This window comes from Actinomadura opuntiae, from assembly GCF_030283205.1.
In the GTDB taxonomy this organism is placed as follows: Bacteria; Actinomycetota; Actinomycetes; order Streptosporangiales; family Streptosporangiaceae; genus Spirillospora.
Map to the genome: position 1 here is coordinate 281,690 of NZ_JASNWF010000011.1, position 12,618 is coordinate 294,307.

The following is a 12,618-nucleotide window of genomic DNA, read 5'->3' on the forward strand; positions in this document are numbered from 1 at the left end:
AAGGAGGCCCGGCGGGTCAGCGCCCGGCGAGGAGGTCCGCGAACGGGACGGGTTCCTCGTACGGGTCGGCCTTCGCGGCGGCCGGGCGCCCGTCGATCGCGGCGGCGAGTTCGGCGCCCGCGCGGGCGATGCGGTCGGGCAGGGCGGTGTCGCCGCTCCCCCAGTCCTCCGACGCGGCGAACACGGCGGTCGGCATGGCGTTCGCGCGCAGGTAGGCGAACAGCGGGCGCATCGCGAAGTCGATGGCGAGGGAGTGGCGGGCGGTGCCGCCGGTCGCGCCGAGCAGCACCGGCCGGCCCTCCAGGTCCCCGCGCTCGATCACGTCGAAGAACGTCTTGAACAGTCCGCTGTAGGAGGCGTTGAACACCGGCGTCACCGCGATCAGCCCGTCCGCGCCGGTGACGGCCTGGACGGCGGCGCGGAAATCGCCGGACGGGAAGCCGGTGAGCGTCGCGTCGACCATCGCGTGCGCGTGGTCGCGCAGCTCGACCGTCTCGATCTCCGGGTCGGTTCCCAGCGCCTGCGCGGCCGCCTCGGCGAGGCGGTCGGCGAGCAGCCGGGTGGACGACGGCTGCCCGAGCCCGGCCGAGACCACGGCGAGGGTGGTCATCGCGTCACCTCCGCGTTCTCCTCGGCCGCGACCAGCGCGGCGTGCGTCGGCGCGGTCGCCGGGACGTGCGCGGGCCGCAGCGCCTCGAACTCCTTGCGCAGCACCGGGACGACCTCCTCGCCCAGCATGTCGATCTGCTCCAGGACGGTCTTGAGCGGCAGGCCCGCGTGGTCCATCAGGAACAGCTGCCGCTGGTAGTCGCCGAAGTGGTCGCGGAACGTCAGGGTCTTGTCGATCACCTGCTGCGGGCTGCCGACCGTCAGCGGGGTCTCGCGGGTGAACTCCTCCAGCGACGGCCCGTGCCCGTAGACGGGGGCGTTGTCGAAGTAGGGCCGGAACTCGCGGACGGCGTCCTGGGAGTTCCTGCGCATGAACACCTGCCCGCCGAGGCCGACGATCGCCTGGTCGGCGGACCCGTGCCCGTAGTGCTCGTAGCGGCGCCGGTACAGGCCGATCAGGCGCTGGAAGTGGTCGGTGGGCCAGAAGATGTGGTTGGCGAAGAAGCCGTCGCCGTAGTAGGCGGCCTGCTCGGCGATCTCCGGGCTGCGGATCGAGCCGTGCCACACGAACGGCGGCACGCCGTCCAGCGGGCGCGGCGTCGAGGTGAACGACTGGAGCGGCGTGCGGTGCTTGCCCTCCCAGTCGACCACGTCCTCGCGCCAGAGCCGGTGCAGCAGGTGGTAGTTCTCGATGGCGAGCGGGATGCCGTCGCGGATGTCCTTGCCGAACCACGGGTAGACGGGGCCGGTGTTGCCGCGCCCCATCATCAGGTCGACCCGGCCGCCGGCGAGGTGCTGCAGCATCGCGAAGTCCTCGGCGATCTTCACCGGGTCGTTCGTGGTGATCAGCGTGGTCGCGGTGGACAGGATCAGCCGCTCGGTGCGCGCCGCGATGTAGCCGAGCATGGTCGTCGGCGACGACGGCACGAACGGCGGGTTGTGGTGCTCGCCGGTGGCGAAGACGTCGAGGCCGGCCTCCTCGGCCTTGAGCGCGATCGCGACCATCGCCTGGATCCGCTCGGCCTCCGACGGGGTCCGGCCGGTGGTCGGGTCGGTGGTGACGTCGCCGACCGTGAAGATCCCGAACTGCATGCCGGCCTCCAAGTAGTAGAAGTTTCAATTATACTGTCGAACCCCGGAACGGGTCCCGCTATTCCGGCCGCCGCCGCGCCTGCGGCACGGACCGTTCGAGCGCCTCGAGCAGCCAGAGGTGCAGCCTGCCGAGGGTCACCGGCTCACCGGTGACCAGCCGGAACAGCTCCCAGTACCGGGCCACGCGCGGGTCGCGCTCCACCTGGGCGTCGCGCAGGATCGTGCGCCGGAACTCCGGTCCGTCCCTGGCCTTCCTACCCGCCACGTGCGCGGCCACGAACCGGTCCAGGGCCCTGCACGGGCCGGGCGCCTCACCGGCCGCGACCAGCGGCGACGCCAGCTCCATCGCCTCGCTCATCCCGGCCAGCAGCGACTCCTCGTCGCCCACGACCCGCACGTTCGACCGCCCCTGCGCCAGCAGCCTCCGGTTCAGTGACCGGTCACCGGCCAGGACGACCATCTCGGCGTAGGCGACGACCTGCACCGGGCTCGGATCGGCGGGCGGCGGCGGGACCACCATCTCCAGGAACGCCTCGACCCGCTCCTCCGGAAGCGGCGCCATGATCCGCCGCAGCCAGAAGTCGACCAGCGCGCCCCGCGCGGCGCGGCCGTCCTCGGCCGCCGCCAGCAGTTCCAGCCGCGCGGCCCGCTCGTCCGGCGCCGCCGACTCGACCGCGGTCAGCGCGGCGCGCCGCCACGCCAGCGCCGACATCTCCGCCTCCAGCGCGGCGCGCTCGGCGGCCACGGCCTCGCCGAGCGAGCGCTCCCCCGCCAGGACGGCCGCGATGGCGGGCAGCCCGAGCCCGAGGCCGCGCAGCCGCCGGACGAGCCGGAGCCGGTCGGCCGCCGCCCCGTCGAACCGGCGGTGCCCTCCGGCGCTGCGGGCGGGTTCGAGGATGCCCTCGTCGCAGTAGAACCGGATCGTCCGGACGGGAACGCCCGTCAGCGCCGCCAACTCGCCAATGCCGAGGCCCCCCGATCCTGTGGCGCCGGTCACAGTCACTTGAACCTCCACCGGGCTGGAGTTCCTACGTTACGGGCACCACGTCCACGAGGAGGAGACGAACATGAACGACCATGTGCTCGGCGCCGAGCGGATCGCCGAGGCGCTGCGCGGGCACGCCGGCGGGATCGCCGCGGCCGTCGCCGGGACGGACCCGGACGCGCGGGTGCCGACCTGCCCGGAGTGGACGCTGCGCGACCTCGTCGGGCACATCGGCCAGGCGCACCGGTGGGCCGCGGATTTCATCCGCGACGGCGAGACCGACCTGGTCACGCAGGTGCCGCGGACGGCGCCCGACGCGCCGGCGGACTGGCCCGGCTGGCTGCGCGACGGCGCGGACGACCTCGTCCGGGCCTTCGAGGCGGACCCGGGCCGCACGGTCGCGCATCCGGTCATGGGGCCGCGTCCGGCCGCGATGTGGCTGCGCCGGATGCTGCACGACACGGCCGTCCACCACGCGGACGCCGCGTTCGCCACGGGCGTCGCGTACGAGGTCGCGCCCGACGTCGCCGCCGACGGGATCTGCGAGTGGCTGGTGCTGGTGTCCGAGCCCGCCGCCGCGACGTTCCGGCCGGAGCTGGCCGAGCTGCGCGGGCGGGGCGAGACGCTGGCGCTGCGCCCGTCCGAGCCGTCCGTGCCCGGCTGGGTGATCACCCGCGCGCCGGACGGGATCGCCTGGGAGCGCGCGTCGCGGGACGGCGACCTGACGATCGCCGGTCCCGTCCGCGATCTGATGCTGGTGTTCGCCCGCCGGCTGGCCCCGGGCGACGCCGAGGTGAAGGTGACCGGCGACCGGGCGCTCCTGGACCACTGGCTCGCCCGCACGGCCTTCTGACGAGCCGCGACCGGCATGATGGTCCGATGGCGGAGGACGGCCCGGCGACGTGGAGCGCCGATCCCCGCGCGGACGGGCTCGGCGCGTTCGCCGGGGTCGAGGACGACCGTGCCGGGTCACATCCCGGCGTCCGCCACATCCGGGCTCTCGGGACGATGTACCGGTTCGACGTCCACTATCCGGGCGACGTCGACACCTATCCGGACCGGCAGCGCCAGGAGGTTCGCGGGATGCGGACGGCGGACGGCCGGGAACACCGCGTCGCCGCGGACGAGACGTGGCGTTTCGCCTGGTCGTGGTACCTGACGCGGGCGCTGCGGGCGACGACGGGCTTCACCCACGTCCAGCAGTTCTTCGCCTCGGTTCCCGGTAGCGGGCCGGGCGGGGAACCGGTGCTGGTGACGTCGCTGAGGCGGCGCGGCGGGCGCGACCTGCTGGAGCTGAACGCGATCCGGTCGGGCGTCATCGTGGGCGCCACCGACCTGGAGCCGCTTTGCAGCCGCTGGATCGGCGTCGAGATCGAGGCCCGGTTCTCCGCGGCGCCCGCCGGGCGCGTCCGCTGGGCGGTCGAGGCCGGCGGCCGGGCCGTCTCCGACGTCTCCCGGGACGGCCTCGACCTCCGGCCCGGCGCGGCCGGCATCTCCCCCAAGTGGGGCATCTACCGGTCGCTGAAGGACGCGTCGCGGCTGCGGGACGCGCATCTCCTCATCAAAGATCTTCGTGCCCACAGAACGGGGTGAATCGGGCGGCGGCGGCGATACGGTGCAGGTGCGGCGCCGGAACGGGCCGCCCGGAAAGCCGCTTGCGGCCGACCGGAGACTGCTGAGGAGGAACCGTTGAGCCAGCCCTCGCCCGATCCCGGCTCCCTGCGCGACGACGCCGCCGCCCTCCAGGACGACCTCGTCCGGCTCCGCGGCGCCCTGCACCGCGAGCCCGAGGTCGGCCTGGACCTGCCGCGCACCCAGGAGAAGGTGCTCGCGGCGCTCGACGGCCTGCCGCTGGAGATCACCACGGGCGAGCGGCTCACGTCGGTGACGGCGGTGCTGCGCGGCGCCCGCCCCGGCCCGACCGTGCTGCTGCGCGGCGACATGGACGCGCTCCCGGTGACCGAGCGCGGCGACGCCGGCGTCATCTCGCAGGTGGACGGCGTCATGCACGCCTGCGGGCACGACCTGCACACCACCATGCTGGCGGGCGCGGCGCGGCTGCTCGCGGCCCGCCGCGACGACCTGGCGGGCGACGTCGTGTTCATGTTCCAGCCGGGCGAGGAGGGCCTCGGCGGCGCGAGGATCATGATCGAGGAGGGCGTGCTGGAGGCGTCCGGCGAGCGTCCCGTCGCCGCGTACGCGCTGCACGTGTTCTCCGCGGCGCTGCCGCGGGGGATGTTCGTGACCCGGAGCGGGCCGATCATGGCGGCCGCGGACCGGCTGCGGGTCACCGTCCGGGGCGCCGGCGGGCACGGGTCGATGCCGCACCTGGCGAAGGACCCGCTGCCGGCCGCCTGCGAGATGGTCACCGCGCTGCAGACGATGGTCACCCGCACCTTCGACCCTTTCGACCCGGTCGTGCTGACGATCGGATCGTTCCACTCCGGCACGATGGACAACGTCATCCCCGACGAGGCGAACTTCTCCGGCACCGTCCGGTCGTTCTCCCCCGCCTCGCACGAGAGGCTGAAGGAGCGGGTGGTCGAGCTGGTGCGGGGCCTGGCCCGGGCGCACGGCCTGGACGTCGACGTCAGCTACGTCCAGGACTTCCCCGTGATGATCAACGACGCCGCCGAGGCCGCGTTCATGGCCGACACGGTCCGGGAGGTCTACGGCGAGGAGCGCTACCTCGACTCGCCGCGGCCGTTCCCCACCTCCGAGGACTTCTCGTTCGTGTGCAACGAGGTGCCGTCGGCGTTCGTCGTGATGGGCGCCTGCCCGTCCGGCGTCGACCCGGCCGGGGCGGCGGTCAACCACTCCCCCGAGGCCCGCTACGACGACGCCGTGCTCGCCGACGGCGCGGCCCTGTACGCCGAGCTGGCCGTCCGGCGGCTCGCGCGGGAGGGATGAGGATCGGCCGGGTGCGGAGCAGGCGAAACATTCCCGCCCGCCCGGTCGTCAGACTGGGGGGCGGGACGGACCGGGCCGGCGGGACGGGCGGTCGCCCGCGGCGAATCGGAGGGCGCCCGTGTTCATCGGTCTGCTGACGGCGGTGGGCGCGTCGGCGTGTTACGGGACGGGCTCGGTCCTGCAGGCGGTCGGCGCCCGGCGCTCCGCCGCGCGGGAGGGCGGGGCGGGCGCCGGATCGACCGGCTACGGCGGCCCCAGCCTGGGCTCCACCGCCAAGGCCGTCGTGACGTGGGAGTTCATCGCCGGGACGGTGCTGGACACCGCCGGGTTCGCGCTCGGCGCCCTGTCGGCCAAGCTGGTGCCGCTGTTCCTGTCGCAGACGGTGATCAGCGCGAACCTGGTGATCACCGCGGTGCTCGGCATCCGGCTGCTCGGCATCCGGCTCGTCCGGCCCGAGTGGATCTCGATCGGCGTGGTGTGCGCGGCGCTGGTGCTGCTGGCCGGCACCGCCGGGCACGAGGGCGCCGGACGCGTCGCGATCGGCTGGCACTGGGGGCTGCTCGCGGTGTCGGTGCTGCTCGTCGCCGCCGCGCTGCCGGTCGTCCGGCTGCTCGGGCCGCGCGCCGCGATCCCCGCCGGCCTGCTGTCGGGGCTGTGCTTCGGCGCGGTCGGCGTCGGCGTCCGGGTGCTGAACGGCACCGACCCGCTCGCCTGGCGGGACCTGCTCGGCGACCCCGCGCTGTACGCGATCGCCATCGCGGGCCTCGGCGGGATGTACTTCCACACGCTGGCGCTGCAGATCGGGTCCATCAACGGCGCCACGGCCGCGCTGGTGGCGGGCGAGACGGTCGTCCCGGGCATCATCGGGGTGCTGTGGCTCGGCGACGCGGCACGGGACGGGATGGCGGTCCCGGCGGGCGTCGGGTTCGTGCTGGCCGTGGCCGGGGCGGTGGCGGTCGCCTGGTACGGCAACCCGCACGTCCCCCCCGTGCGGGCACCGGAGCCGGCCCGCACGGGCGGCTCCGGCACGCTCACCTGACCAGCGCGGGGCCAGTCGGCCGGGCCGGCCGGCGGGGGCGGTCAGCCCTCGTGGACGGCCTGGATCTCCAGCGCGATGGCGATCGTGTCGCCGAGCATGACCTTGTCGCCCTGCAGCGGCACGTTGAACTCGATCCCGAAGTCGCGGCGGCTGATCGAGGCGGTCGCGGTGAACCCGGCGCGGGTGCCGCCCCAGGGGTCGGACGCGATGCCGTGGAACTCGGTCAGCAGCCGGACGGGCCGGATGACGTCCTTGACGGTCAGCTCGCCGTCCAGGTGGTAGCGGGGCTGCCGGGCCCGGCGGCCGATCGCGGCGCGCTGCACGCCGGTCCCGCGGAACGTCATGACCGGGTGGCGCCGGACGTCCAGGAAGTCCGGCGAGCGGACGTGCTCGTCGCGCTCGGCGCTGCGGGTGTCGATGGAGGCCATCCTGATCTCGGCCCGGGCACTGGAGGCCATCGGGTCCGCGCCGATGGACAGCTCGCCGCCGAAGTCGGGGAACGAGCCGCGAACCGTGGTCATGAGGTGCCGGATCGTGAAGGTGATCTCGGAATGGACCGGGTCGATGGTCCAGCGGCCGGGCGCGAGGCCCGCCGACTCGTCCCCCATGAAAATCCCCCCAAATGGTGCACTGAGCTTCAAACACGAAAAGTTACCGCAAACCCGATCATGATCGTTGTGACGGCGCGTTCCGGGGGAATGCTCCCGGGATGATCGGCGAACACGTGCTGGCCGGATTCGTCCGCGACGCCGGCGGCCGCGAGGCCCTGGAGCTGGGCCGCGCCATCGTCGCCCTCACCGGCGGCGAGCTGAGCGTGGCCACCGTCCACCCGCCGGGCCGCGCGGGCGCCGCGGCCGAGGCGCACACGCTGCTGGAGCAGGCCGCCGAGCTGCTCGGCGAGCAGCCCGCCGAGCTGATGGTCCAGGAGAGCCGCAGCGTCGGCCGCGGCCTCACCGCGCTCGCCGGCCGGATCGGCGCCGACCTGATCGTCGTCGGCTCCCCCGAGGGCGGCGCGCGCGGCCGGATCGGCATCGGCGCCGCCGCCGACCACCTGCTGCACTCGGCCACCGAGGCCGTCATGCTCGCCCCCGCCGGCTACGTCCCGCCCGACGAGCTCGGCCGCATCACCGTCATGTACGTCCGGCGCCCCCAGTGCGACGAGGCGGTCGTCCGCGCCGCCCAGGCCGCCGACCGGCTCGACGTCCCGCTCCGCCTGGTCACCCTCGCCATCGGCGACGTCGACGCCGAGCGGCTGCGCGACGACCTCGCGCTGGCCATCCGGCTCGCGGTCGAGTCCGCCGAGCTCCTCCCCGAGGACGTCACCGCCGACCTGGCCGAGGGCGACGACGTCGCCGACGCCCTGGACGACCTCGACTGGCCCGAGGGCGAGCTGCTGGTCTGCGCGTCCAGCGAGGACGCCGCCGCCCACCGCGTCTTCCTCGGCGAGGTCTCGGTCAAGGTGCTGCGGGCCGCGCCCTGCCCGGTGACCGTCCTGCCGAGGGGCTACTTCTGACGGACTACCCCCGAGTAGCCCGTTTTGACCGCTTTCCCGGAACGGCTTGCCGCCTGCGGTTTACCTCGACTACATTCCAGCGAGACCGGAACGTGACCTTGGAACGAGGCACGCACCGGGTCCCCGGTCGGGCGTCCCCTGCCCGAGTCGGCGAGTCGGCAGGGAGCGAGATGGACCCGATCGGCAAGAAGCTGCTCGACGTTGCCCAGAAGCAGCTCGGCTACGCCGAGCACGGCAGCGGCTACACCAAGTTCGGCGACTGGTACGCCCAGCACATCGACGGCGACCACGACTCCTACTTCAAGACGGCCCCCTGGTGCGACATGTTCCTCGCCTGGGCCGCCGACAAGGCGGGCGTCGCCGAGCAGGCCGGGCAGTTCGCCTCCACCGTCGAGCACGCCCAGTGGTTCAAGGACCACGGCGCCTGGGGACACACCCCCGAACCCGGCGCCCTCGTCTTCTACGACTGGGCCGGATCCGGCGACATGGACCAGATCGACCACGTCGGCATCGTCGAGAAGGTCGACGGCCACACCCTCCACACCATCGAGGGCAACGCCGACGGCTACAAGCTCATGCGCAAGACGCGGAGCATGGACGACGTCGTCGGCTTCGGCTACCCCGGCAAGATCCACGTCACCGAGGCCAAGTACACCCCCAAGCACGCCGCCCCCGCCACCACCGTCGACAAGGTCGGCGACGCCGCCACCACCACGCACACCCACGAGGAACAGCACAGCTCCCCCGAGCAGCAGCTCCCCGCCCAGGACGTCGTCCTCGGCGGCATCCTCGCCTTCGTGCTGTGCGGCACCGTCGCCCTCGCCGCCGGACGCGCCGCCACCAAGGCCCCCACCGCCCCGCCCATCCGCGTCCGCAAGCGCGGCAAGCACCACCGCCCCTCCACCCCCGTCGCCCTCCCCACCGGCGTCACCCCCGCCGACCTCGACGCCGCCGACGCCGGCACCACCCTCATGCCCGCCCTCTCCCTCGCCGCCGCCCACGAGGCCGAGGACCGCGAGTTCTGGGGCCGCATCGCCCACCTCGAAGAGGACAAGGAACTCGCCTTCTGGAACTCCCTGCACGCCGAGACCACCGAGGCCGAGACCACCGCGCCCGGGGCCATCGAGTACGCAACCACTCCCGGATTCCGCTAGAGTTGTCCATGCGCGCCGGGGGAAACCCCGGAGCCCACAAGCGGACGTGGCTCAGTTGGTAGAGCATCACCTTGCCAAGGTGAGGGTCGCGGGTTCGAATCCCGTCGTCCGCTCTGAGAGGCCCGTACGGCCTCGCTCTGGTGGAGTGGCCGAGAGGCGAGGCAACGGCCTGCAAAGCCGTGTACACGGGTTCGAATCCCGTCTCCACCTCGCAGTACACGCAAGGGCGATTAGCTCAGTGGGAGAGCGCTACCTTGACACGGTAGAGGTCACTGGTTCAATCCCAGTATCGCCCACGATGGAGTGGGGAGTGGTGTGCCCGCGGAGAGCGCGGGCCGGCACTCCCTCTTCCTGTTGACCCGGGGGGCGACCCCCGGACCCCCGATGTGGGGGGCTCCGCCCCCCACGCCCCCTTTGTGGTTGCGGTCGGTGGGCATCTTTCGGCTCTGCGCCGCTTCTGTCTTTTGGGGCTCCGCCCCTCGCCCCCTTGTGGTTGCGGTCGGCGATCACCTTTCGGTGAGCGCTACTACCGGTCTTTTGGGGCTTCGCCCCTCGCCCCCGTTGGGGCTTCGCCCCTTGTCCCCTGTGGTTTCGGTGGGGAGGGCTCCTTTGTGATCATGGTGGAGGGGGCTTGGGCTGGCTGCGCCTGATCACAGGAGGGCGGGCAGGTCGGCGGCGGACTCCAGCAGGTGGGTGTGGGGGTGGCGGCCCAGGTCGGCGGCGGTGGTCGCGCCGGTGGTGACCGCGACGACGTACGCGGCGCCGGCGTTGCGGCCGGCGGCCAGGTCGTTGGGGGTGTCGCCGGCGACGAGGACGCGGTGCACGCTGGTCACCCCGGCCAGCTCCATCGCGCGGAAGATCAGGTACGGGGCCGGGCGGCTCGCGGGAACCTCGTCGCTGGTGACCAGGCCGTCGACGGTCCAATCGATGGCGGCGAGGATCGACTGCGCGATTTCGCGGGAGTAGCCGGTCTGCAGGACGACCTTGACGCCGGCGGCGCGCAGTTCCGCGATGGCCTCGGGGACGCCGGGGAGCGGTCGCGGGGGGACGTCCGCGTAGGCCTTGGTGAGGCGGCGGGTGAAGTCGGCGTAGACGGTGCCGGTGTCGGCGGCGTCCCCGGTCAGTTCGGTCAGGAGGCCGGCGACGGCCTCGCTCTTGCTGGTGCCGGTCCAGCGGTGCAGGACGTCCTCGGGGACCGGGCGGCCGATGTGGGCCGCCACGGCCTGGTCGAGCGCCGCGTACACCGCGCCGCCCTCCTGCACGGTGGTGCCGGCCATGTCGAGGGCGGCGAGTTCGAACGTCATTGGGCCTCTCCTGTTTCGGGGACGGTGCGCACGAGCGCCAGGTGGTGCGCCCGTTCGTTGGCGATGGTGAAGGTGGCGCGGTCGGGGCGGTAGCGGTCGTCGCCGTATTCGACGGGACGGCCGTCGGTGGTCCTCGCGGTGCGGCGCTCGCGCAGGAGCGGGCCGCCCTTGGGGACGCCGAGCAGGCGGGCGTCCTCGGCGGGCGCCGCGATCGCGTCGATGGTGTGGGTGGCCGCGACGATCTCCACGCCGCGGGCCAGCAGGCCCGCGTAGATGGAGCCCGCGTCGGGGTCGAAGTCGAACAGCAGCAGGCCGACGTCCAGGACGAACGTGCTGCGCTCCAGCATGACGGGCTCGTCGTCGAGCAGCCGGAGCCGCAGCACGTCGATGACCGGTTCGCCGGGCTCCAGCCCGAGCGCGCCCGCGGCGACCGGGTCGGCGCCGCGGCGGGCCAGCTCGATGGTGCGCTGGCCGGGGCGGTGCCCGGAGCGCTCGACCCACGCGGAGAAGGACAGGAACGTCTCGAACGGCTGGCCCATCGGGCGGCGCCGGACGACGGGGCGGCGGCCCTGGCCGCCCTCGATCAGGCCCTCGTTGCGCAGCGTGGACAGCGCCTGCCGGACGGTGCCGCGGGAGGTCCCGAACTCCTCGACCAGCCGGGCCTCGGAGGGCAGCGGCTCTCCCACGGCCAGCGCGCCGGAGACGATCCGCTCCCGGAGCGCGTCGGCCAGCTTGGCGTGCAGTGATCCCGACGGCATGGCCTGACCATACAAGGGCCGGCGGCGGCGATGTCAATGTTCTATTTTTGCAGGTGAACAGCCGGTTAACTTGTTTGTACAAGTCCTTCCGGGTGGTTGACGGGCGGTCCGCCGGGCCCCGAGTCTCGGGGCCATGACCCCCCTCCCTGCCACCCCTGTGGACCTGCTCGTGGTCGGTGCCGGCGTCGTCGGGCTCGCGCACGCCGTCGAGGCGCACCTGCGCGGGCTGACGGTCGCGGTGGTCGACCGCGACGCGTTCGCGGCGGGCGCCTCGATCCGCAACTTCGGCCATGTCTGCGTGACCGCCCAGGACGGCGACGCGCTGCGGTACGCGCTGGCCGCGCGCGAACGCTGGCTCTGGCTGGCGGCCAAGGCCGGCTTCGACGTCGTCGAGGCCGGCACGGTGGTGGTCGCGCGGCGGCCCGAGGAGATGGCCGTGCTGGAGGAGTTCGCCGCGGTGCGGGGCGTCGAGCAGGTTCGGATGCTGGATGCGGACGCTGTTGCGCGGCACGTGCCGGGTGCCGGGGCGTTGGGCGGTGCGCATTTGCCGCTGGATCTGCGGGTGGACTCGCCCACGGTGATTCCCGCATTGGCCGGCTGGCTTGTCGGGCAGGGCGTTCCGATCGCGTGGCGCACCAGCGTGCTGTCGGTGGAGCCGGGGCTGGTGCGCACCTCGCGGGGTGACGTCCGGGCCGCCCGGACGGTGCTCGCGGTCGGCCACGACCTCGACCGGCTGCTGCCGGACGTCGCCGACGCCGCCGGGATGACCCGGTGCCTGCTGCGGATGCTGGAGGTCGCGCCGCCGGGCGGGGTGCGGGTGGCACCGGGCGTGCTGACCGGGCTGTCGCTGCTGCGCTACGGCGGGTTCGCCGCGCAGCCGTCGGCCGCCGCGCTGCGCGAGGCGGTCGCCGCGCAGGCGCCCAAGCTGCTGGACGCCGGGGTGAACCTGATGTTCACCCAGCGGCCCGGCGGCGCGATCGTGCTCGGCGACACCCACCACTACTCCCCCACCCACGCGCCGTTCGACGACGAGGGGACGGCAGAGCTGCTGCTGCGCGAGGGCGCGCGGCTGCTCGGCGTCCCGTCGCTGCGGGTGCTGCGCCGCTGGCGGGGCCAGTACGCCTCGGCGCCCGCCGGCGTGCTCGACGCGGAGGTGGCCGAGGGCGTCCGCGCCGTCTCGGTGACCTCCGGCATCGGCATGACCATCTCCCATGGACTGGCGCCCGCCGTCCTGGATTCGCTGTTCTGACCTAT

Annotated in this window: 13 protein-coding genes and 3 tRNA genes; 10 read left to right on the forward strand and 6 right to left on the reverse strand. The window is 73.6% G+C overall.

Annotated elements, in window-relative coordinates; translation table 11 throughout:
* Positions 1-16 precede the first annotated feature (16 nt).
* The 3 genes from QP089_RS25000 to QP089_RS25010 are packed head-to-tail and all read right to left on the reverse strand — an operon-like array spanning position 17 to position 2,704.
* On the reverse strand, positions 17-610 hold the full coding sequence (locus QP089_RS25000) for an FMN reductase (RefSeq protein ID WP_285914411.1): 594 nt from the start codon (positions 608-610) through the stop codon (positions 17-19).
* Complete coding sequence (locus tag QP089_RS25005) at positions 607-1,701, reverse strand: LLM class flavin-dependent oxidoreductase (RefSeq protein ID WP_285914413.1); 1,095 nt, start codon at positions 1,699-1,701, stop codon at positions 607-609. The genes QP089_RS25000 and QP089_RS25005 overlap by 4 nt, the downstream gene beginning before the upstream one ends.
* 58 nt (positions 1,702-1,759) lie before the next feature.
* A complete protein-coding gene (locus tag QP089_RS25010) occupies positions 1,760-2,704 on the reverse strand; it encodes a MerR family transcriptional regulator (RefSeq protein WP_285914415.1) in 945 nt (314 codons plus the stop codon).
* A 64-nt stretch (positions 2,705-2,768) separates the two neighbouring features.
* Between QP089_RS25010 and QP089_RS25015 the strand changes: the two genes are divergently transcribed.
* From QP089_RS25015 to QP089_RS25030, 4 genes are all read left to right on the forward strand, one after another.
* On the forward strand, positions 2,769-3,539 hold the full coding sequence (locus tag QP089_RS25015) for a maleylpyruvate isomerase family mycothiol-dependent enzyme (protein ID WP_285914417.1): 771 nt from the start codon (positions 2,769-2,771) through the stop codon (positions 3,537-3,539).
* 26 nt (positions 3,540-3,565) lie between these two features.
* Entirely contained in the window at positions 3,566-4,279 is a 714-nt protein-coding gene (locus QP089_RS25020; protein ID WP_285914419.1) for a hypothetical protein, read from the forward strand.
* A 96-nt stretch (positions 4,280-4,375) separates the two neighbouring features.
* On the forward strand, positions 4,376-5,596 hold the full coding sequence (locus QP089_RS25025) for a M20 metallopeptidase family protein (RefSeq protein ID WP_285914420.1): 1,221 nt from the start codon (positions 4,376-4,378) through the stop codon (positions 5,594-5,596).
* 118 nt (positions 5,597-5,714) lie between these two features.
* The gene (locus QP089_RS25030) at positions 5,715-6,635 is read left to right on the forward strand and encodes a hypothetical protein (RefSeq protein WP_285914421.1); all 921 of its coding nucleotides are present in this window, start codon (positions 5,715-5,717) and stop codon (positions 6,633-6,635) included.
* A gap of 41 nt (positions 6,636-6,676) precedes the next feature.
* Here QP089_RS25030 and QP089_RS25035 read toward each other — a convergent pair whose 3' ends face one another.
* Entirely contained in the window at positions 6,677-7,243 is a 567-nt protein-coding gene (locus tag QP089_RS25035; RefSeq protein ID WP_285914422.1) for a YceI family protein, read from the reverse strand.
* A 101-nt stretch (positions 7,244-7,344) separates the two neighbouring features.
* Here QP089_RS25035 and QP089_RS25040 point away from each other — a divergent pair, with 101 nt between their 5' ends.
* The 5 genes from QP089_RS25040 to QP089_RS25060 all read left to right on the forward strand — a co-directional run bounded on the left by QP089_RS25040 (position 7,345) and on the right by QP089_RS25060 (position 9,598).
* A complete protein-coding gene (locus tag QP089_RS25040) occupies positions 7,345-8,148 on the forward strand; it encodes a universal stress protein (protein WP_285914424.1) in 804 nt (267 codons plus the stop codon).
* Positions 8,149-8,318: 170 nt separating this feature from the next.
* Positions 8,319-9,302, forward strand: a complete 984-nt coding sequence (locus QP089_RS25045; protein WP_285914426.1) for a CHAP domain-containing protein — start codon at positions 8,319-8,321, stop codon at positions 9,300-9,302.
* A gap of 40 nt (positions 9,303-9,342) precedes the next feature.
* Positions 9,343-9,415 (forward strand) — tRNA-Gly (locus QP089_RS25050).
* 26 nt (positions 9,416-9,441) lie between these two features.
* Positions 9,442-9,512, forward strand: a tRNA-Cys gene (locus tag QP089_RS25055).
* Between the two features lie 14 nt (positions 9,513-9,526).
* Positions 9,527-9,598: transfer RNA gene (locus QP089_RS25060), tRNA-Val, on the forward strand.
* A gap of 354 nt (positions 9,599-9,952) precedes the next feature.
* Here QP089_RS25060 and QP089_RS25065 read toward each other — a convergent pair.
* Both QP089_RS25065 and QP089_RS25070 read right to left on the reverse strand, forming a co-directional pair.
* Positions 9,953-10,606, reverse strand: coding sequence for a phosphonatase-like hydrolase (locus QP089_RS25065; protein WP_285914428.1), 654 nt, complete (start codon positions 10,604-10,606; stop codon positions 9,953-9,955).
* A complete protein-coding gene (locus QP089_RS25070; protein ID WP_285914431.1) occupies positions 10,603-11,364 on the reverse strand; it encodes a GntR family transcriptional regulator in 762 nt (253 codons plus the stop codon). The genes QP089_RS25065 and QP089_RS25070 overlap by 4 nt, the downstream gene beginning before the upstream one ends.
* Before the next feature lie 133 nt (positions 11,365-11,497).
* On the opposite strand from QP089_RS25070, the gene QP089_RS25075 reads away from it, so the two are divergent.
* A complete protein-coding gene (locus QP089_RS25075) occupies positions 11,498-12,613 on the forward strand; it encodes a TIGR03364 family FAD-dependent oxidoreductase (RefSeq protein ID WP_285914432.1) in 1,116 nt (371 codons plus the stop codon).
* Positions 12,614-12,618: the final 5 nt, after the last annotated feature.